Genomic DNA, 19,691 nt, shown 5'->3' on the forward strand with positions numbered 1-19,691 from the left:
CGCATGAAAAATTCTCTGGATGTCATCACGATTGGTGAAGCAATGGCGATGTTCGTCGCCACGCAAACGGGCGATCTCGCAGACGTAGACGCGTTTATCAAACGCGTCGCCGGGGCCGAACTTAACGTAGCGACCGGCCTGGCGCGCCTGGGGTTAAACGTCGGCTGGGTAAGCCGCGTCGGTGATGACAGTTTTGGCCGTTTTGTCCTTAAGTCGCTTGAAAAAGAAGGGATTGATGCGCAGGGCGTCACGCTGGACGGACGTTACGCCACCGGCTTTCAGCTTAAATCTAAAGTCGAAAATGGAACCGATCCCATTGTGGAATATTTCCGTAAAGGTTCCGCTGCAAGCCACCTTTCCGTGGACGATTACCACGATGCGTACTTCTCCGGCGCGCGTCATCTGCACTTAAGCGGCGTTGCGGCGGCGCTTTCCGCCAGCTCTTATGAACTGCTGGCGCATACCGCCCGCACCATGAAAGCGCAGGGCAAAACGATTTCATTCGATCCGAATCTGCGCCCGGTGCTGTGGAAAAGCGAAGCCGAAATGGTGGAAAAACTTAACCGCCTCGCCTTCCAGGCCGACTGGGTGCTGCCCGGTCTGAAAGAGGGAATGATATTAACCGGACAGCAAACGCCTGAGGGCATTGCCGATTTTTATCTGCGCCACGGCGTGAAAGCGGTGGTGCTGAAAACCGGCGCGGATGGCGCCTGGTACAAAACCGCTGAGGGCGAGCAAGGCTGCGTCGCACCGGTGAAAGTGGACAACGTGGTCGATACGGTTGGTGCGGGCGATGGCTTTGCCGTGGGCGTGATCAGCGCCCTGCTGGAAGGCCGCACGCTGCATCAGGCAGTGACGCGAGGCAATAAAATTGGCGCGCTGGCGATTCAGGTTCAGGGCGACAGCGAAGGATTACCCACACGTGAAGCGTTAGGCGAATAAACTTCACGCAATGATAACAGCCCCCTGTACCCTACATACAGCGGCGGCATAGTGACAGAGGCAGGCCTATGACAAGCTCAACAAATGCAGCAAAACGCTGGTGGTACATCATGCCTATCGTGTTCATCACGTACAGCCTGGCGTACCTGGATCGCGCAAACTTCAGCTTCGCTTCCGCAGCGGGGATTAACGAAGACCTCGGCATCACGAAAGGGATCTCCTCCCTGCTGGGCGCCCTGTTCTTCCTCGGCTATTTCTTCTTCCAGATCCCAGGCGCGGTGTACGCCGAGCGTCGCAGCGTACGTAAGCTGATCTTCATCTGCCTGATTTTATGGGGAGCATGCGCATCGCTGACCGGGATGGTGAGTAATATCCCAATGCTTGCCGCCATCCGCTTTATTCTCGGCGTCGTGGAAGCGGCCGTTATGCCCGCCATGCTGATTTACATCAGCAACTGGTTCACGAAGTCAGAGCGTTCGCGCGCCAATACGTTCCTGATTCTCGGCAACCCGGTGACGGTGCTGTGGATGTCCGTAGTTTCAGGCTACCTGATTCAGGCGCTCGGCTGGCGTGAAATGTTCATTATTGAAGGTTTCCCCGCCATCATCTGGGCGTTCTTCTGGTGGGTGCTGGTGAAAGACAAACCGTCACAAGCTGGATGGCTGACGGAGTCAGAAAAAGCCGCGCTTCAGGCGCAGTTGGAAAAAGAGCAGCAGGGCATCAAAGCGGTACGCAATTACAGCGAGGCATTCCGCTCACGCAACGTCATCCTGCTGTGCATGCAGTATTTCACCTGGAGTATCGGAGTGTACGGGTTTGTTCTGTGGCTGCCGTCCATCATCCGTAGCGGCAGCGCGAATATGGGTATGGTGGAAGTCGGCTGGCTCTCTTCAGTGCCGTACCTGGCGGCGACAATCGCGATGATCGTTGTCTCCTGGGCATCCGATAAACTGCAAAACCGTAAACTGTTCGTCTGGCCGCTGCTGTTGATTGCCGCCTTTGCCTTTATCGGCTCATGGGCCGTTGGCGCGAACAACTTCTGGCTCTCTTATACCCTGCTGGTTATCGCCGGTGCGGCGATGTATGCCCCTTATGGCCCGTTCTTCGCCATTATTCCTGAAATGCTGCCGCGTAACGTCGCGGGCGGCGCAATGGCGCTGATCAACAGTATGGGCGCTCTGGGCTCTTTCTTTGGTTCATGGTTCGTCGGCTATCTCAACGGCGCAACCGGCAGCCCGGCCGCCTCGTACATTTTTATGGGGGTGGCGCTTTTCGCCTCAGTATGGCTAACTTTAATTGTTAAGCCTGCTAACAGTCAGCAATTACCGATTGGCGCACGCCACGCTTAAACCTTAATCACGGAGATCCGCATGAAGCCGTCCATTATTCTCTACAAAGCGTTACCTGACGATTTACTGCATCGCCTGGAAGAGCATTTCACCGTCACGCAGGTGCCAAATCTTCGCCCGGAAACGGTAGAACAACACGCCCAGGCTTTCGCCAGCGCGGAAGGTTTGTTGGGCTCCAGCGAAACCGTCAATAGCGCGCTGCTGGAGAAGATGCCGAAACTACGCGCGGCATCGACCGTCTCCGTGGGTTATGACAATTTTGATGTGGCTGCCCTCAACGCGCGCAGCGTATTGCTGATGCACACGCCGACCGTGCTGACGGAAACCGTTGCGGATACGGTAATGGCGCTGGTGCTGAGCACCGCCCGCCGCGTGGTGGAAGTGGCCGAACGCGTCAAAGTGGGGGAATGGACAAAAAGCATCGGGCCAGACTGGTTTGGCACTGATGTACACCACAAAACGCTGGGGATTGTCGGGATGGGGCGCATTGGTCTTGCGCTGGCGCAACGCGCTCACTTCGGCTTTAACATGCCGATTCTCTACAACGCCCGCCGCCATCATCCTGAGGCGGAAGAACGCTTCAACGCCCGGTACTGCGATCTGGACACCCTGTTACAGGCGGCGGATTTTGTCTGCCTGATCCTGCCGCTGACGGAAGAGACGCATCACCTGTTTGGCGCGGCGCAGTTTGCCAAAATGAAGTCCTCCGCCATTTTCATTAACGCAGGGCGCGGCCCGGTCGTGGATGAAAACGCGCTGATTGCCGCCCTGCAAAGCGGTGAAATTCATGCGGCGGGTCTGGATGTGTTTGAACAAGAACCGCTGCCGGTCGATTCGCCGCTGCTGTCGCTGCCGAACGTTGTGGCGCTGCCGCACATCGGCTCCGCCACCCATGAGACGCGCTACAACATGGCCGCCTGCGCGGTGGATAACTTAATTGATGCGTTACAAGGCAAGGTGGAGAAGAACTGCGTGAACCCGCAGGTCGCAGGATAATAAATGGCCGGGCGGCGGCGTTGCCCTGCCCGGCCTACAACGTTGCTTAGCCGTATGCCCGATCGACGCCAGCGCCATCGGGCATTAACAGCGTTACTGGATCGCGTTTACCGCAGTGGTCCAGGCCTGATTAAATGCCTGGTGCTGAGACGCCAGCGGCCCAATCAGCGTGTTGTACTGGCTGGCCTGCTGTGACGTCGGGAACTGAATGCCGTTCGCGACAAAGCTCACCTGCGTATCCTGCTGCGCCACAAAGTCGCCGACCTGCACCAGTTGCTGCGTGAAAATTTGCGCAGCCGGAATCAGCGGCTGTAACGCCTCCGAAGGCGCCGTCACCACTTTACTGTAAACCTGATCAAAGACCGGTTTCAGGTCGTCGGACTGTTTCAGCGCGCTGTGCGCGGCATCTGCCTGCAATTTCGCATTCTGCAACTGCTGGCCCAGCACGCCCAGAGAACCATTTGCCTGACGCAGCGGCTCGCGCTGAGTGACATAGTCCTGAGGAACGCGGATCGCATTGACGCTATCCACAACCGGACGCAGACCGGAATCCATCGCCTGATTCACCTGCTGCGAATAGCCATACAGAATCGCATAATCAGACACGAACGGACCAAATTGTTTTTTCTGATCGGCGGTCAACGTCGGCAGACGCTCCCCGCTACGCATCGCAGTATTCTGCAGGAAATCAATAAACGCTTTACGCTGATCACCTTCTTTATCAAAACACCCGCTCAGGCTAACTACCATTAATAACGCCATAACAGGCGCAAACCAGCGAGAGCAGGACTTACCTGTCGCCATTTTAATACTCCTTTCACCCAAAAATGCGCACAACGATGCCGCGTGCCTGACGCTGACAAGGATAGTCCAGGACAGCCTTGCAAGATACCCTTTCTGCGTAATCTTGCCGTGGAATATTATACGAAGAAACGGCCAGCTTTTTTACGTGATAAAATTTTTGTTATCTTTACAATTGCGCGCCGTCGATCCGATATGTCGGCCTTTTTCAGATCCTTAGCCAACGCGCGATCCTGACCGGAATGCGCTGAAACGAATCCACTTCTTTGCCGCTTCCAACCGGCTTCACGTTTCCCGACTATTCTTAATGAGCTTCGATGAAATTCACGATCCCGCTGTGTGATTTATAGGAGTTCTCAATGGAATACAAAGATCCTATGTTTGAACTGCTGAGCAGTCTGGAACAAATTGTTTTTAAAGATGTATCGCAGACGATTATCCTGACAAACAAGCCCAACCCTTTTACAGAGTTTGAACAGTTACGAAGAGGAACCGGGCTAAAAACAGATGATTTTGCCCGGGCGATGGGCGTAACCGTTGCCATGGTGCAGGAATGGGAATCCAGACGGGTAAAACCGTCGAGTACCGAGTTAAATCTGATGCGCCTGATCCAGGCCAACCCAGGTTTAAGTAAGCAGTTGATGAAATAGATTATTGCCTGATTTTTTCGTTTAACGGTCCTGTTAAGGGGCCGTTTCCCGACAGACTTACCCGAAAGAAGTAAAATAAAAGTTGCATCCACAAGCGTTACATGAGTTAATGCGTCCAACGGTTTGACGTACAGACCATTAAAGCAGTTTAGTAAGGCAGTCCCCTTCAAGAGTTATCCGTTGATACCCCTCGTAGTGCGCATTTCCTTAACGCTTAAAAAATCTGTAAAGCACGCCATATCGCCGAAAGGCACACTTATTTTTTAAAAGGTAATACACTATGTCCGGTAAAATGACTGGTATCGTAAAATGGTTCAACGCTGATAAAGGCTTCGGCTTCATCACTCCTGACGATGGCTCCAAAGACGTGTTCGTACACTTCTCTGCTATCCAGAACGACGGTTACAAATCCCTGGATGAAGGTCAGAAAGTTTCCTTCACCATCGAAAGCGGCGCTAAAGGCCCGGCAGCTGGTAACGTAACCAGCCTGTAATCTTAGCTTTATAAGCTCAGAATTGAAGATCCCTGCCAATCGGCGGGGATTTTTTTTACCTTTTTCCCCATAAAAAAACCTGCCAGATGGCAGGTTTTATTTTATTGCGACAAACTTACTGCAACAGGGAAATATCCGCTACCTGCAGGAACAGCTCACGCAGTTTCGCCAGCATAGAGAGGCGGTTGATGCGCAGATCTTTGTCATCAACCATCACCATCACTTTTTCAAAGAACGTATCGACCGGTTCACGCAGCTCAGCCAGTTCGACTAACGCTTCCTGGTAACGACCTTCAGCAAACACGGGTTCAAGTTTGTCACGCAGAACCACAACTTGCAGAGCCAAAGCAATTTCCTCTGGTTCCTTCAACGTTGCCGCATTGACACGATCGTTCAGCACTTCGTCGGACTTCGCCAGAATGTTGGACACACGTTTGTTCGCCGCCGCCAGCGCGGAGGCTTCTTCCAGCGTGCGGAAGTGCGACACGGCCTTCATACGGGCATCGAAATCCGCCGGACGGGTCGGACGACGCGCCAGAACCGCCTGAATGGTGTCCACGGTGTAACCTTCATCCTGATACCAGGCGCGGAAACGACCGAGCATAAAGTCGATAACGTCATCAACCACATTCGCGTTGGTCAGCTTGTCGCCGTACAGACGCGCCGCTTCTTCGGTCAGCGTTTGCAGATCCAGATTCAGGTTCTTCTCAACGATGATACGCAGCACGCCCAGCGCGGCACGACGCAGCGCGAACGGGTCTTTATCGCCTTTCGGATGCTGACCGATACCGAAGATACCCGCCAGCGTGTCCATCTTGTCGGCAATCGCCAGCGCGCAGGCAACCGGGTTAGACGGCAGGTCGTCACCGGCAAAGCGCGGCTGATACTGCTCGTTCAGCGCGACAGCCACATCTTCCGCTTCGCCGTCATGGCGCGCGTAGTGCATCCCCATGACGCCCTGCGTGTCGGTGAACTCAAAGACCATGTTGGTCATCAGGTCACATTTCGACAGCAGGCCCGCACGGGTAGCGTGGTTAACATCCGCGCCAATTTGTTCAGCAATCCAGCCCGCCAGCGCCTGAATACGGTCGGTCTTGTCGCGCAGCGTACCCAACTGTTGCTGGAACAGCACGGTTTGCAGACGCGGCAGGTTATCTTCCAGACGTTTTTTACGGTCGGTATTGAAGAAGAACTCGGCATCTGCCAGACGCGGACGCACCACCTTCTCGTTACCGGAGATGATTTGCTGCGGATCTTTAGATTCGATGTTCGCCACGAAGATAAAGTTCGGCAGCAGTTTGCCGTCTGCGGCGTAAACCGGGAAGTATTTCTGGTCGCCCTTCATGGTGTAAACCAGCGCTTCAGACGGCACCGCGAGGAATTTCTCTTCGAATTTCGCCGTCAGCACCACCGGCCATTCCACCAGCGAAGTGACCTCTTCCAGCAGGCTCTCGCTCAGGTCAGCGTTACCGCCAATCTGACGCGCCGCTTCTTCTGCATCGGCTTTGATTTTCGCTTTACGCGCTTCGTAATCAGCAACAACTTTACCGCGCTCCAGCAGGATTTGCGGATACTGGTCAGCAGTGTCGATGGTGATTTCCGGCTCGCCCATAAAACGATGGCCGCGAATGACGCGATCGGACTGGATACCCAGAATCGTTGCCGGAATGAGCTTGTCGCCCAGCAGCAGCGTTACGGTGTGTACCGGACGCACGAAGTGAACGTCAGACGCGCCCCAGCGCATCAGTTTCGGGATCGGCAGTTTCGCCAGAGAGGTGGCAATCATGTTCGGCAGCAGCGCTTCTGCGCTTTCGCCTTTCACATGCGCGCGATACAGCAGCCATTCGCCTTTGTCAGTGGTCAGACGTTCAGCCTGGTCCACGGTGATGCCGCAACCACGCGCCCAGCCTTCCGCCGCTTTGCTCGGTTTGCCTTCCGCGTCAAACGCCTGAGCAATCGCCGGGCCGCGTTTTTCAACTTCGCGATCGGGTTGAGAAGCAGCAAGATTCGCCACTTTCAGCGCCAGACGGCGCGGTGCGGCGAACCACTCTACGTTGCCGTGTGCGAGGCCAGCGTTATCCAGCTCCGCAGTAACGTTCGCAGCAAAGGACTCCGCCAGGCTGCGCAGGGCTTTTGGTGGCAGCTCTTCAGTGCCGATTTCCACCAGAAAAGTTTTCTCAGACATGGCCGCCTCTTATTTGTCTTTGTTGCACATCGGGAAGCCAAGGGCTTCACGGGAAGCGTAGTAAGCTTCTGCCACTGCTTTGGTCAGGGTGCGAATGCGCAGGATGTAGCGCTGACGCTCGGTAACGGAGATGGCTTTACGCGCATCCAGCAGGTTAAAGCTATGGGCGGCTTTCAGAATACGCTCGTAAGCAGGCAGCGGCAGCGGGTTTTCCAGCGCCAGCAGTTGCTGTGCTTCTTTCTCATACTGTTCGAAACAGGTGAACAGGAAATCCACATCGGCGTATTCGAAGTTGTAGGTGGATTGCTCCACTTCGTTCTGATGGAACACGTCGCCATAGGTGGTTTTACCCAGCGGGCCGTCGCTCCAGACCAGGTCGTAAACGCTGTCTACGCCCTGAATGTACATAGCCAGACGTTCCAGGCCGTAGGTGATCTCACCGGTAACCGGCTTACACTCCAGACCGCCAACCTGCTGGAAGTAGGTGAACTGAGTCACTTCCATGCCGTTCAGCCACACTTCCCAACCCAGCCCCCAGGCGCCCAGCGTCGGGTTTTCCCAGTTATCTTCCACGAAACGGATATCGTGGATAGTCGGGTCCATCCCCAGCTCTTTCAGAGAACCGAGATACAGCTCCTGGATGTTATCCGGCGATGGCTTAATCACCACCTGGAACTGATAGTAGTGCTGTAAACGGTTCGGGTTTTCGCCATAGCGACCATCGGTCGGACGACGAGAAGGCTGCACATAGGCAGCCGCCATCGGCTCTGGCCCCAGCGCGCGCAGACAGGTCATTGGGTGAGAAGTCCCCGCGCCGACTTCCATGTCCAATGGTTGAACAATGGTGCAGCCCTGGCGAGCCCAGTAATCCTGTAAGGTCAGGATCAAGCCCTGGAAGGTCCTGGTATCAAACTTTTGCATATTATTTCGTGCTGGATACGTGTGGATTTAAAGGAAGGGATCAGTATACCCGCTGACCGCAAGATATACAGTACGAAACGGGAAAAAGGGGGAACTTAGCGCATGGAAAGATGTAAAAACTGCCCTTCTGCGTCAAAAGAGCAAACAAAACTCTCTTTGCGGAAAGTATTGCCGCGCATCTCATAGCTACCCTGGTATTGCTCAAAACCGGTCACATCAATTTTCTGCGTGCCGGTGTTATAACGCCGCGCCGCCTGTGCTTTGCACAATGCTTCCATATCCAGTGAGCGTTCCGGGTTCACGTTGACTTTCTGCGCCTTCTGAACCGGCTGCGCCGTCGTCGCGCATCCCACCAGCAGGAGGGTTAACAGCGCCGGAAAAACAGACTTCATCATCATTTTTATTACCGCCTTATTTGCCGGTCGCTCTTATTATTATTAAGGTTAGGGTTTAGCCCAAAAGACAGGCGCATTTTGCGAATCTCGCTGGGCCATCACAAGCTTTAGCGTAAAAACTCAGAATATTCCAGTGAGATACCGCGCCAATAAACAAGTCAGACCCTATTTAAAACGGAAGCAGAGGCACTGATGCAACCCAAAATATACTGGATTGATAATTTGCGAGGGATCGCCTGTTTAATGGTCGTGATGATCCACGCCACCACCTGGTACGTCACCAATGCGCAAAGCATCAATCCGTTTAGCTGGGATTTTGCCAATGTCCTGAACTCCGCCTCACGCGTCAGCGTACCGCTGTTTTTTATGATCTCGGGCTATCTCTTTTTTGGCGAACGTAGCGCCCAGCCGCGACATTTCCTGCGCATTGCGCTCTGCCTGCTGTTCTATAGCGCCGTCGCGTTGGTATATATCACCCTTTTTACATCGATTAACGCAGAGCTATCGCTGCAAAACCTGCTGCAAAAACCGGTGTTCTACCACCTGTGGTTTTTCTTCGCGATCGCGGTGATCTACCTGGTATCGCCGTTAATACAGGTTAAAAATATCAGCGGCAAAATGCTGCTGGTGCTGATGATCGTCATTGGCGTTGTCGCCAACCCCAATACCGTGTCGCAAAAAATCGGCGGATTTGAGTGGCTCCCCGTTAACCTGTATATCACCGGCGACACGTTTTACTACATCCTCTATGGCATGCTGGGCCGGGCGATTGGCATGATGGAGACACAAAAACATTCACTGACCTGGATAAGCGCCGCGCTTTTCATTACGGCGGTATTGATTATTTCGCGCGGAACGTTACATGAACTCAACTGGCGCGGAAATTTTGCCGATACCTGGTACGTCTATTGCGGCCCAATGGTGTTTATTTGCGCCGCGTCGCTGCTCACGCTGGTCAAAAATACCCTGAATACGCGCACGGTTCCCGGGCTGGCGCTGATTTCCCGCCACTCACTCGGTATTTACGGGTTTCACGCGCTGATAATCCATGCGCTACGGACGAATGGCGTGGAGTTTAAACGCTGGCCGCCGCTGGATATCGTATGGATTTTTACCCTCACCCTGGCCGGAAGTTTGCTGCTGTCGATATTGCTACAGAAGATTGATACGCGCAGGCTGGTCAGTTGACCGGCCCTTATTCGTCATCAGAATACGTGGCGTACATATCCGTACCCAACAGACTCACGCCCAGCCCCAGAAGGCACATCACTTTGACGGCGACCGGTAAATCAATATTCCATAGACCGACAAAAAGCATACCTGCGGCGAGAAGTAACAGATATTTGCACCGGGTGAGCAGACGCTCATTTCCCGTCGGCTCCTGGCGTATTAACAGGGGAAAGCCACTCATCACCATTATCGCAAAAAAATAGCCCTTGTCGCTCAACGAGTGGCAAGCAGGCCACAGCCCTGTCAGATAGACCAGCGCACCGCCCGCCAGCATGATTAAACCGGCCAGACGCTTCCTGCGCGCAACCTTATCGTCCATATCACTCTCCTTATGCTTTGCCGATTCACATTAAGACAAGAAATAAGAATGGAAAAGACGATAACCGGACAATAACGTGAAAATCAGAAAACACACATATTGATTTCGATATATATCGAGGCAATCAATAGGAAATAAGAATTCCTTCCGGCCACTGCCGGAAGGAATAGCGGATTAAGACATGAGCGGTAATAACTGCTGGTAAATGCGGCGGAACGTTTCGCGACGTTCAAGGTAACGCGCATGGCGTTCAGCATCAGGGAAATGCGCCTGCTCCAGCGGAAGCTGCGGTAATAAATCAGATAATGGTTGCTCTTTATTCATCGCAATTTGCGCCAGACGCGCGGCGCCCAATGCCGGGCCTACATCGCCGCCGGTACGGTAATCAAGCTGTAGCCCGCTGATGTCCGCCAGCATTTGTCGCCAGTATTCACTGCGCGCCCCGCCGCCGATCAGCGTCACGCTGCCGGGTTTCACGCCACAGGCATGCACAACATCCATGCCATCCGCCAGCGCATAACCGACGCCTTCCAGCACCGCCCGCGCCAGCTCTGCGGGGCCATGCTGATGCGTAAGGCCAAAGAATACGCCCTTCGCCTGCGGATTATTATGCGGCGTGCGTTCGCCGGAAAGATAAGGCAGGAACCAGACGGCATCCGCGTTATCATCCGCCTGGCGTGCCGCGTCAATCAGCGCGGGGACAGACGCCTGACCGGTTAATTTCGCCGCCCAGTCCAGGCAGGATGCCGCGCTCAGCATGACGGACATCAAATGCCAGCGTTCAGGCAATGCGTGGCAAAAACTGTGTACCGCACTTTCTGGTTTACTGAGAAAACCGTCGCTCACCGCAAAATAGACGCCTGATGTTCCCAGCGACAGCATGGCCTGACCCGCATTGATCATCCCCACGCCCACCGCGCCCGCCGCGTTATCTCCGCCCCCTGCAACAACAGGCACCGCAGGCATCCCCCAGGAGTGCGCCACCTCAGGCAACACCGTACCGGTGATGTCGCTGCCTTCGTACAAAGCGGGCATGTGCTCACGGGTTAGCTGACAAGCGTTGAGCATGATGTCGCTCCAGTCACGCGCTGCGACATCCAGCCACATCGTTCCCGCCGCGTCCGACATATCGCTGGCAAAATCCCCCGTCATACGCAGACGCAGGTAATCTTTAGGTAGCAGCACCTTTGCAACCTGGCGGAAAATATCCGGCTCATGGCGCTGAACCCACAGCAGTTTTGGCGCGGTAAAGCCGGGCATCATCAGATTGCCGGTAATGGCGCGAGACTGCGGAACCTGCTGCTCAAGCAGCGCGCACTCTTCACCACAGCGTCCGTCATTCCATAAAATCGCCGGGCGTAGCACCTTCTGGTGTTTATCAAGCAACGTGGCGCCGTGCATCTGCCCGGCAATCCCCAGCGCCTTTACATCACGCAATGAATGCTCTCGCCCCAGCGCTTTTACGGCGCGATCCGTCGCCAGCCACCACTGTTCGGGATCCTGCTCCGACCATAATGGATGCGGGCGAGAGACGGACAGTTTCTCCGTCTGCGAGGCCAGCACGTCTCCCTGCTCATTCAGCAGGATGGCTTTCACACCGGACGTGCCCAGATCTATCCCGATATACATCGTGACCACTCCTTTATCGATGCGCCGCGTTGGCTAAACGCGGCGCAATGGCGATTACTTGTCGAACAGATAATGATTCACCAGATTTTCCAGCAGTTCCTGATGGCCGCTTTGATGCACCGGCGCCAGATTACGCTGTTCAGCATAGTGCGCGACGTCGCTCAGGGATAACTGGCCTTTCAAAATTTGCTGGCCCAGTTCGCTATTCCAGCCGGAATAACGTTTCGCCACGCGTTTATCCAGTTCGCCATCTTCAATCATGCGCGCTGCCACTTTTAATGACAGCGCCATCGTGTCCATCGCGCCAATATGACCATAGAACAGATCGTATTTGTCGGTGCTCTGGCGACGAACCTTCGCGTCAAAGTTCAGCCCGCCGGTCGTGAAACCGCCCGCTTTCAGGATTTCATACATCACCAGCGCGTTCTCTTCGACGCTTACCGGGAACTGGTCGGTATCCCAGCCCAGCTGCGCATCGCCACGGTTGGCATCCACAGAACCAAAAATGCCCAGCGCAATGGCGGACGCAATCTCATGATGGAAAGAGTGGCCCGCCAGCGTAGCGTGGTTGGCTTCAATGTTCACCTTGATCTCTTTTTCCAGGCCGAACTGCTTGAGGAAGCCGTAAACCGTTGCCACATCGTAGTCATACTGGTGTTTTGTCGGCTCCTGCGGTTTTGGCTCGATCAGCAGCGTGCCCTGGAAACCTGTTTTATGTTTATGCTCCACCACCATCTGCATAAAGCGGCCAATCTGCTCGCGTTCCTGGCGCAGATCGGTATTCAGCAGGGTTTCATACCCTTCACGGCCCCCCCACAGAACGTAGTTTTCGCCGCCCAGTTTGTGCGTGGCGTTCATCGCGTTCACCACCTGCGTCGCCGCCCAACTGAAGACTTCCGGGTCCGGGTTCGTCGCCGCCCCGGCGCCGTAACGCGGGTTGGTAAAGCAGTTCGCGGTGCCCCATAACAGCTTCACGCCGCTCTGTTCTTGCTTCGACTCCAGCACATCGACCATCTGCGCAAAGTTGTTTTTATACTCTTTCAGCGAGGCGCCTTCCGGCGAAACATCCACATCGTGGAAGCAGTAGTAAGGCACGTTCAGCTTATGGAAAAATTCAAACGCCACATCCGCCTTGCGCTTCGCCAGCTCCAGCGCATCGCCGGGCTGTTGCCACGGACGGCTGAACGCGCCTACGCCAAACATATCCGCGCCGTTCCAGCAGAAGGTATGCCAGTAGCAGGCCGCAAAACGCAGATGATCTTCCATGCGTTTACCCAGTACGATTTCATCTGGATTATAATGGCGGAAAGCTAACGGATTAGTGCTTTTAGGGCCTTCATAACGAACACGATCGAGTTGGTCAAAATAAGCCTGCATAATGAACTCCATAATCAGGTAATACGGCGAGGGATGGGTAATGGCGTAATATTGGTTACTCGATTCACATTGCTCAATTATGTTATTTCACTCTGCTATTTAGATAATTCGTAAGTGTGCGCTGCCTCGCAAAATAAAAGTAACCGTCTGCAAAAAATGGTTATTCATCAACAACGAAATGTAACGGGCGTAATGCGTCATTAAAAGTACGATCTCGGTCATAATTCCCGAAATAAACCAAAAATCGTAACTGCAAGATAAAAATCTATAATTGCCTTCCGCGTATTAACTGCTAAAAATCTGCTACGTCTCACGCTGTGATTGTTACTTTTACCGCTGTTCCCTCTAACAAAAGGCATCACGATTATGAAGATAAAAAACATCTTACTCACCGTCTGCACTTCACTCCTGCTCACCAGCATAACGGGACATGCCAAAGAAGTTAAAATTGGTATGGCTATCGATGACTTACGTCTGGAACGCTGGCAAAAAGATCGCGATATTTTCGTGAGCAAGGCCGAATCCCTCGGCGCAAAAGTATTTGTACAATCTGCCAATGGTAATGAAGAAACCCAAATGTCGCAGATTGAAAACATGATCAACCGTGGCGTTGATGTTCTGGTCATTATTCCTTATAACGGACAAGTATTAAGCAATGTCGTAAAAGAAGCGAAACAAGAAGGAATAAAAGTATTAGCGTACGACCGTATGATAAATGATGCCGACATCGATTTTTATATTTCTTTTGATAACGAAAAAGTCGGTGAATTACAGGCTCAGGCGTTGGTCGATAAAGTGCCTGAAGGGAATTATTTCCTGATGGGCGGTTCGCCGGTAGATAATAATGCAAAATTGTTCCGCGCCGGGCAAATGAAAGTATTAAAACCTTATATCGACTCAGGAAAAATTAACGTCGTTGGCGATCAATGGGTAGACGGATGGTTGCCTGAAAATGCGCTGAAAATTATGGAAAATGCGCTGACCGCAAACAATAACAAAATTGACGCGGTTGTCGCTTCCAATGACGCGACCGCAGGCGGTGCGATTCAGGCGCTCAGCGCTCAGGGATTATCAGGAAAAGTCGCTATTTCCGGTCAGGATGCCGACCTTGCGGGCATTAAACGTATTGTCGCAGGCACGCAGACCATGACGGTTTATAAACCCATCACGCTACTGGCGAATACCGCCGCCGAGATCGCCGTCGAGCTGGGTAACGGGCAACAACCTAAGGCCGACGCCACGCTGAATAACGGTCTGAAAGATGTCCCTTCCCGCCTGCTTACTCCAATTGATGTTAATAAAACCAATATTGACGAAACCGTGATTAAAGACGGGTTCCACAAAAAGAGTGATCTGTAAACGTTGCGCCCTCTACAACAGCGGAGGGCGTCAAACCCTCCATGCCGGGTTCTCGCATTGGCTTATGTGGAGTAGTTATGCCCTATCTACTTGAAATGAAAAACATTACCAAGACCTTCGGCGCAGTGAAGGCAGTTGATAACGTCAGCCTCAGGCTTAATGCCGGGGAAATCGTTTCATTGTGCGGTGAAAATGGTTCGGGTAAATCAACGTTAATGAAAGTGCTGTGCGGTATTTACCCTCATGGCTCTTATGAAGGTGAAATTCTGTTTGCGGGAGAAACACTGCAAGCCGGTCATATTCGTGATACCGAACGTAAGGGCATTGCTATTATTCACCAGGAGTTAGCGCTGGTTAAGCACTTAACCGTGCTGGAAAATATCTTCCTGGGCAGCGAAATCACCCGTAACGGCATTCTTGATTACGACATGATGACGCTACGCTGCCAGAAGCTGTTAGACCAGGTCAGCTTGTCTATCTCACCGGATACCCGCGTGGGCGACCTGGGCCTGGGGCAACAACAGCTGGTAGAAATTGCCAAAGCGCTTAATAAACAAGTTCGGCTGCTGATTCTTGATGAGCCGACGGCCTCCCTCACGGAACAAGAAACCACCGTGCTGCTGGAAATTATTCGCGATCTGCAACAGCATGATATTGCGTGTATTTATATCTCACACAAGCTCAATGAAGTTAAAGCTATCTCGGACACAATCTGCGTGATCCGCGACGGCCAACATATTGGCACCCGCGCAGCCGCCGGAATGGAAGAAGACGATATCATCACCATGATGGTCGGTCGCGAGCTGACGGCGCTCTATCCTAATGAACCACATGCTACCGGGGAGGAGATTTTGCGCGTTGAGCGCCTTACCGCCTGGCATCCCGTCAACCGTCACATCAAACGCGTCAATGATGTCTCCTTTTCGCTGAAACGGGGCGAGATTCTCGGCATTGCAGGACTGGTCGGCGCGGGCCGCACGGAGTTAGTGCAATGCCTGTTCGGCGTCTGGCCCGGGCGCTGGGAAGGAAAGGTTATGATCGATAATCAGGCCGTGGATATTCGTCATTGCCAGCAAGCGATCGCTCATGGCATTGCAATGGTGCCTGAAGACAGGAAACGCGACGGCATTGTGCCGGTTATGGCCGTCGGGAAAAATATCACGCTGGCGGCGCTCGATCGGTTCACCGGGAAGATAAGCCATCTTGACGATGCCGCAGAGCAAAAATGCATTCTGGAATCGCTACAACGCCTGAAAGTGAAAACATCCTCGCCTGATTTAGCGATTGGGCGCCTTAGCGGCGGGAACCAACAAAAGGCCATACTGGCGCGCTGTCTCCTGCTGAACCCGCGCATTCTCATCCTCGATGAACCCACCCGAGGAATCGATATCGGCGCGAAATATGAAATCTACAAACTCATTAACCAGCTTGTTCAGCAAGGTATTGCTGTCATCGTCATCTCGTCGGAACTCCCCGAGGTTCTTGGATTAAGCGATCGCATCCTGGTGATGCACGAAGGAAAACTGAAAGCCAACCTGGTGAATCATAACCTGACTCAAGAACAGGTGATGGAAGCCGCATTAAGGAGCGAATATCATGTCGAAAAACAATCCGTCTGAAGTGAAACTCTCAGCCCCTCTGACGGGCGGTTTTCCTGGGTTAAAATCACTGAACCTACAGGTGTTCGTCATGATCGCGGCGATTATTGTGATCATGCTGTTCTTTACCTGGACCACGGAAGGCGCATACCTGAGCGCGCGCAACGTCTCCAACCTGCTTCGTCAGACGGCGATCACCGGTATTCTGGCCGTGGGGATGGTTTTCGTGATTATCTCTGCGGAAATCGACCTCTCCGTTGGCTCAATGATGGGGCTATTAGGCGGCGTCGCGGCAATCTGCGACGTCTGGCTGGGCTGGCCATTGCCGCTTACGATTGTTGTCACGCTGGCGCTGGGTTTACTGCTCGGCGCCTGGAACGGGTGGTGGGTCGCCTACCGGAAAGTCCCTTCGTTTATCGTCACCCTGGCCGGGATGCTGGCTTTCCGTGGCATTCTCATTGGCATCACGAATGGTACGACCGTCTCGCCCACCAGCTCGGCGATGTCGCAGATTGGTCAGAGCTACTTATCCAACGGTCTGGGCTTCACAATAGGCGCCATCAGCTTAATGGCGTTTATCGGCTGGCAATGGCGCGGGCGTATGCGTCGGCAGGCTCTGGCGCTTAGCACCCCGGCTTCTACTGCGGTCGTTGGTCGCCAGGCGCTGACCGCCGTCATTGTCCTGGGCGCAATCTGGCTGCTGAACGATTATCGCGGCGTTCCAACGCCCGTACTGCTGCTGGTATTCCTGCTGCTTGGCGGTATGTTTATGGCGACGCGAACGGCGTTTGGCCGGAGAATTTATGCGATTGGCGGCAATCTGGAAGCCGCTCGTCTCTCCGGCATTAACGTTGAGCGAACCAAACTGGCGGTTTTCGCCATCAACGGCCTGATGGTGGCGATTGCAGGGCTGATACTCAGTTCGCGCCTCGGCGCCGGATCGCCTTCCGCCGGGAACATTGCCGAACTGGACGCGATTGCCGCCTGCGTGATCGGCGGAACCAGCCTGGCGGGTGGCGTGGGTAGCGTCGCGGGCGCCGTCATGGGGGCGTTTATTATGGCCTCTCTTGATAACGGAATGAGTATGATGGACGTGCCCACATTCTGGCAGTACATCGTGAAAGGTGCGATCTTGTTACTGGCAGTATGGATGGACTCAGCAACTAAACGTCGTTCCTGAATTCCAGAAAAGGGGTCATGCTCAATGCCGGTCAACACGTACCGGCATTGTCCTTTATGACTGATTCAGCAGGGAAAGAACTATGTTTGAGAAACGCCACCGTATCACACTGTTATTTAATGCAAATAAAGCCTACGACCGTCAGGTAGTGGAAGGCGTGGGTGAATATTTACAGGCATCGCAATCGGAATGGGATATCTTCATTGAAGAAGACTTCCGCGCGCGAATTGATAACATCAAAGAGTGGTTGGGCGATGGCGTCATTGCCGACTACGATGACGATGACATTGCTCAGGCGCTTGCCGATGTGGATGTGCCCATTATCGGCGTCGGCGGTTCTTACCACCTTGCTGCACACTATCCATCCGTCCATTATATCGCCACCGATAACTACGCTCTGGTGGAAAGCGCCTTTCTGCACCTGAAAGAAAAAGGGATCAATCGCTTCGCCTTTTATGGCCTGCCCGCCTCCAGCGGCAAGCGCTGGGCGGCTGAGCGTGAATACGCGTTCTGCCAACTGGTTGCGCAAGAAAAATACCGTGGCGTGGTCTATCAGGGGCTGGAAACCGCACCGGAAAACTGGCAGCACGCGCAAAACCGGCTGGCGGACTGGCTGCAAACCCTGCCGCCGCAAACCGGGATTATCGCCGTTACCGACGCCCGGGCAAGACATGTGCTGCAAGTTTGCGAGCATCTGCATATCCCGGTTCCCGAAAAGCTGTGCGTCATCGGTATTGATAACGAAGAACTGACCCGCTATCTGTCGCGGGTCGCGCTGTCATCGGTCGCTCAGGGAGCCAGGCAGATGGGCTATCAGGCGGCAAAACTGCTACACCGCCTGCTGGATAAGGAAGTGCTGCCGCTGCAACGTATTCTGGTTCCGCCTGTGCGCGTCGTTGAGCGTCGCTCGACGGACTACCGCTCATTGACCGACCCGGCCGTCATACAGGCGATGCATTTCATCCGTAACCATGCCTGCAAAGGTATTAAAGTCGATCAGGTGCTGGACGCGGTCGGTATCTCCCGCTCGAACCTGGAGAAACGGTTTAAAGAAGACGTCGGGGAGACCATTCACGCCGTTATTCATGCTGAAAAACTGGAAAAAGCGCGCAGCCTGTTAATTTCAACCACGCTGCCGATTAACGAAATATCACAGATGTGCGGCTACCCATCCCTGCAATATTTCTATTCTGTTTTCAAAAAGGAGTATGACACGACGCCAAAAGAGTACCGCGATCGGTACAGTGAAGTGTTGTTGTAGCGGTGGCAGGTGGTCGTTTGTAGGCCCGGTAAGCGAAGCGCCACCGGGCGTTTGTGCCGGATGGCGGCGCAAGCGTCTTATCCGGCCTACAAAATTGGGTCATTACATATGCGCGGCGATTAAACGCTGGTTATCCTGATACATCGCGAACAGATAGTTGTTGTAGCTCTGCCCTTTCGTCGAATAACCCTTCAGCTTATGAATCATCGCGCTTGCGGTAACTTCCTGATCCGCCTTACGCAACTGGGCGCGAGACTTACGGAAAGACGAGTAAGCAGGATGCGTGTTCAGGTTAATCACGTACGCGTTAACCGACTCTTTAACCGAGCCGAACTGCGAGTAACCTTTCACTTTACCCGGCGCATTGGTACAACGCCCTTTTCCGCATTTCATGCCGAACAGGTTATTGTTGTTGCGCGCCAGTTTAGAGGTTCCCCAGCCGCTTTCCGCCGCCGCCATCGTCGCCACCATACTGGTCGGGATGATGTCTACGCGTTCCAGCAAGGTATTCCACGGAATGTTACGCGTGTTGCCAGACCACTTTACCTTGTAGCGCGCCGCGATATCTTTCATACGCGTACGCTCAGAAGGCGACCAGCGGTTCTGATACTGTTTTGAAATCAGCCAGTTACGATCCGCAGTAATCGCAGCATTTTGACTGGTGATAAAAGGCATAACCGTCCGGAGAAACGCTTTTTTCCTTGGTGTTCCGGAAGGGTATTTTCGCAAATCAGGAAGTGAACTACTCTTTGCACTATTGCGAGAATACTCTTGTTTACTGCTTACCTGTTTATGACCTGTCTTGGTTACGTGGGACTTTTGACTCGTTGTTGTCGTGTGCGCCTTCGCCAGCACCTCACCCGAAAATACTACGGTGAGTAACATAAGAATCATTGCCCCATATCGTCGTATGGGCGTCAATATCATTAGGTCTCCTGGTCGGATTTATACATTCCAACGCCTTATATTTTTCAAAAAAATGAGAGATGAATCTCAAATCATATCA

18 protein-coding genes are annotated in these 19,691 nt (G+C 53.5%); 10 read left to right on the forward strand and 8 right to left on the reverse strand.

Annotation, left to right across the window (positions count from 1 at the left end; translation table 11 throughout):
• Positions 1-3: 3 nt before the first annotated feature.
• The 3 genes from OGY62_RS03190 to ghrB all read left to right on the forward strand — a co-directional run bounded on the left by OGY62_RS03190 (position 4) and on the right by ghrB (position 3,287).
• The gene (locus OGY62_RS03190; RefSeq protein ID WP_012135690.1) at positions 4-942 is read left to right on the forward strand and encodes a sugar kinase; all 939 of its coding nucleotides are present in this window, start codon (positions 4-6) and stop codon (positions 940-942) included.
• A 68-nt stretch (positions 943-1,010) separates the two neighbouring features.
• The gene (locus OGY62_RS03195) at positions 1,011-2,291 is read left to right on the forward strand and encodes an MFS transporter (RefSeq protein WP_286459066.1); all 1,281 of its coding nucleotides are present in this window, start codon (positions 1,011-1,013) and stop codon (positions 2,289-2,291) included.
• A 21-nt stretch (positions 2,292-2,312) separates the two neighbouring features.
• Positions 2,313-3,287, forward strand: a complete 975-nt coding sequence (ghrB, locus tag OGY62_RS03200; RefSeq protein WP_115180991.1) for a glyoxylate/hydroxypyruvate reductase GhrB — start codon at positions 2,313-2,315, stop codon at positions 3,285-3,287.
• 93 nt (positions 3,288-3,380) lie between these two features.
• Here the strand turns inward: ghrB and OGY62_RS03205 are convergent, their stop codons facing one another.
• Entirely contained in the window at positions 3,381-4,091 is a 711-nt protein-coding gene (locus OGY62_RS03205) for a DUF3053 domain-containing protein (RefSeq protein WP_024131051.1), read from the reverse strand.
• Positions 4,092-4,447: 356 nt separating this feature from the next.
• On the opposite strand from OGY62_RS03205, the gene OGY62_RS03210 reads away from it, so the two are divergent.
• Positions 4,448-4,738 carry an HTH-type transcriptional regulator gene (locus OGY62_RS03210; protein WP_058668263.1) on the forward strand — a complete coding sequence of 97 codons (291 nt, stop codon included), beginning with the start codon at positions 4,448-4,450 and terminating at the stop codon, positions 4,736-4,738.
• A gap of 280 nt (positions 4,739-5,018) precedes the next feature.
• On the forward strand, positions 5,019-5,231 hold the full coding sequence (cspE, locus tag OGY62_RS03215; protein ID WP_000014594.1) for a transcription antiterminator/RNA stability regulator CspE: 213 nt from the start codon (positions 5,019-5,021) through the stop codon (positions 5,229-5,231).
• A gap of 115 nt (positions 5,232-5,346) precedes the next feature.
• On the opposite strand, the gene glyS is transcribed toward cspE, so the two are convergent.
• From glyS to OGY62_RS03230, 3 genes are all read right to left on the reverse strand, one after another.
• Complete coding sequence (gene glyS / locus OGY62_RS03220; protein ID WP_058668264.1) at positions 5,347-7,416, reverse strand: glycine--tRNA ligase subunit beta; 2,070 nt, start codon at positions 7,414-7,416, stop codon at positions 5,347-5,349.
• A gap of 9 nt (positions 7,417-7,425) precedes the next feature.
• Positions 7,426-8,337 (reverse strand): glycine--tRNA ligase subunit alpha, encoded by a 912-nt coding sequence (gene glyQ / locus OGY62_RS03225; RefSeq protein ID WP_001168544.1) that lies wholly within the window; start codon positions 8,335-8,337, stop codon positions 7,426-7,428.
• A gap of 95 nt (positions 8,338-8,432) precedes the next feature.
• On the reverse strand, positions 8,433-8,735 hold the full coding sequence (locus OGY62_RS03230) for a YsaB family lipoprotein (RefSeq protein ID WP_012135698.1): 303 nt from the start codon (positions 8,733-8,735) through the stop codon (positions 8,433-8,435).
• Positions 8,736-8,924: 189 nt separating this feature from the next.
• On the opposite strand from OGY62_RS03230, the gene OGY62_RS03235 reads away from it, so the two are divergent.
• Positions 8,925-9,920: an acyltransferase gene (locus OGY62_RS03235; RefSeq protein ID WP_286459068.1), complete on the forward strand. Its 996-nt coding sequence runs from the start codon at positions 8,925-8,927 to the stop codon at positions 9,918-9,920.
• Between the two features lie 7 nt (positions 9,921-9,927).
• Here the strand turns inward: OGY62_RS03235 and OGY62_RS03240 are convergent, their stop codons facing one another.
• The 3 genes from OGY62_RS03240 to xylA form a co-directional block, all read right to left on the reverse strand.
• A complete protein-coding gene (locus tag OGY62_RS03240) occupies positions 9,928-10,281 on the reverse strand; it encodes a YiaA/YiaB family inner membrane protein (protein ID WP_115180989.1) in 354 nt (117 codons plus the stop codon).
• Positions 10,282-10,455: 174 nt separating this feature from the next.
• Positions 10,456-11,910 carry a xylulokinase gene (gene xylB, locus OGY62_RS03245; protein WP_112001416.1) on the reverse strand — a complete coding sequence of 485 codons (1,455 nt, stop codon included), beginning with the start codon at positions 11,908-11,910 and terminating at the stop codon, positions 10,456-10,458.
• Between the two features lie 54 nt (positions 11,911-11,964).
• Positions 11,965-13,287, reverse strand: coding sequence for a xylose isomerase (gene xylA, locus OGY62_RS03250; protein WP_110493665.1), 1,323 nt, complete (start codon positions 13,285-13,287; stop codon positions 11,965-11,967).
• Between the two features lie 366 nt (positions 13,288-13,653).
• On the opposite strand from xylA, the gene xylF reads away from it, so the two are divergent.
• The 4 genes from xylF to xylR all read left to right on the forward strand — a co-directional run bounded on the left by xylF (position 13,654) and on the right by xylR (position 18,685).
• Positions 13,654-14,646, forward strand: a complete 993-nt coding sequence (xylF, locus tag OGY62_RS03255; RefSeq protein ID WP_012135703.1) for a D-xylose ABC transporter substrate-binding protein — start codon at positions 13,654-13,656, stop codon at positions 14,644-14,646.
• Between the two features lie 77 nt (positions 14,647-14,723).
• Positions 14,724-16,265 (forward strand): xylose ABC transporter ATP-binding protein, encoded by a 1,542-nt coding sequence (locus tag OGY62_RS03260; protein ID WP_219936434.1) that lies wholly within the window; start codon positions 14,724-14,726, stop codon positions 16,263-16,265.
• Positions 16,243-17,424 (forward strand): xylose ABC transporter permease XylH, encoded by a 1,182-nt coding sequence (gene xylH / locus OGY62_RS03265; protein WP_012135705.1) that lies wholly within the window; start codon positions 16,243-16,245, stop codon positions 17,422-17,424. Before OGY62_RS03260 ends, xylH begins: the two co-directional genes overlap by 23 nt.
• An 82-nt stretch (positions 17,425-17,506) precedes the next feature.
• On the forward strand, positions 17,507-18,685 hold the full coding sequence (gene xylR, locus OGY62_RS03270) for a D-xylose utilization transcriptional activator XylR (protein ID WP_012135707.1): 1,179 nt from the start codon (positions 17,507-17,509) through the stop codon (positions 18,683-18,685).
• A gap of 102 nt (positions 18,686-18,787) precedes the next feature.
• Here xylR and OGY62_RS03275 read toward each other — a convergent pair whose 3' ends face one another.
• A complete protein-coding gene (locus OGY62_RS03275; protein ID WP_024131053.1) occupies positions 18,788-19,612 on the reverse strand; it encodes a protein bax in 825 nt (274 codons plus the stop codon).
• Between the last annotated feature and the right edge of the window lie 79 nt (positions 19,613-19,691).

Origin of the sequence: Citrobacter sp. CK198, from assembly GCF_030333295.1 — a bacterium.
GTDB classification, from domain to species: domain Bacteria; phylum Pseudomonadota; class Gammaproteobacteria; order Enterobacterales; family Enterobacteriaceae; genus Citrobacter_B; species Citrobacter_B koseri.

Excerpts from the sequence above, each read along its gene's own strand:
- OGY62_RS03190 (WP_012135690.1), top strand. The coding sequence starts at position 4 with ATGAAAAATTCTCTGGATGTCATCACGATTGGTGAAGCAATGGCGATG.
- OGY62_RS03195 (WP_286459066.1), top strand. The coding sequence starts at position 1,011 with ATGACAAGCTCAACAAATGCAGCAAAACGCTGGTGGTACATCATGCCT.
- ghrB (WP_115180991.1), top strand. The coding sequence starts at position 2,313 with ATGAAGCCGTCCATTATTCTCTACAAAGCGTTACCTGACGATTTACTG.
- OGY62_RS03205 (WP_024131051.1), bottom strand. The coding sequence starts at position 4,091 with ATGGCGACAGGTAAGTCCTGCTCTCGCTGGTTTGCGCCTGTTATGGCG.
- OGY62_RS03210 (WP_058668263.1), top strand. The coding sequence starts at position 4,448 with ATGGAATACAAAGATCCTATGTTTGAACTGCTGAGCAGTCTGGAACAA.
- cspE (WP_000014594.1), top strand. The coding sequence starts at position 5,019 with ATGTCCGGTAAAATGACTGGTATCGTAAAATGGTTCAACGCTGATAAA.
- glyS (WP_058668264.1), bottom strand. The coding sequence starts at position 7,416 with ATGTCTGAGAAAACTTTTCTGGTGGAAATCGGCACTGAAGAGCTGCCA.
- glyQ (WP_001168544.1), bottom strand. The coding sequence starts at position 8,337 with ATGCAAAAGTTTGATACCAGGACCTTCCAGGGCTTGATCCTGACCTTA.
- OGY62_RS03230 (WP_012135698.1), bottom strand. The coding sequence starts at position 8,735 with ATGATGATGAAGTCTGTTTTTCCGGCGCTGTTAACCCTCCTGCTGGTG.
- OGY62_RS03235 (WP_286459068.1), top strand. The coding sequence starts at position 8,925 with ATGCAACCCAAAATATACTGGATTGATAATTTGCGAGGGATCGCCTGT.
- OGY62_RS03240 (WP_115180989.1), bottom strand. The coding sequence starts at position 10,281 with ATGGACGATAAGGTTGCGCGCAGGAAGCGTCTGGCCGGTTTAATCATG.
- xylB (WP_112001416.1), bottom strand. The coding sequence starts at position 11,910 with ATGTATATCGGGATAGATCTGGGCACGTCCGGTGTGAAAGCCATCCTG.
- xylA (WP_110493665.1), bottom strand. The coding sequence starts at position 13,287 with ATGCAGGCTTATTTTGACCAACTCGATCGTGTTCGTTATGAAGGCCCT.
- xylF (WP_012135703.1), top strand. The coding sequence starts at position 13,654 with ATGAAGATAAAAAACATCTTACTCACCGTCTGCACTTCACTCCTGCTC.
- OGY62_RS03260 (WP_219936434.1), top strand. The coding sequence starts at position 14,724 with ATGCCCTATCTACTTGAAATGAAAAACATTACCAAGACCTTCGGCGCA.
- xylH (WP_012135705.1), top strand. The coding sequence starts at position 16,243 with ATGTCGAAAAACAATCCGTCTGAAGTGAAACTCTCAGCCCCTCTGACG.
- xylR (WP_012135707.1), top strand. The coding sequence starts at position 17,507 with ATGTTTGAGAAACGCCACCGTATCACACTGTTATTTAATGCAAATAAA.
- OGY62_RS03275 (WP_024131053.1), bottom strand. The coding sequence starts at position 19,612 with ATGATATTGACGCCCATACGACGATATGGGGCAATGATTCTTATGTTA.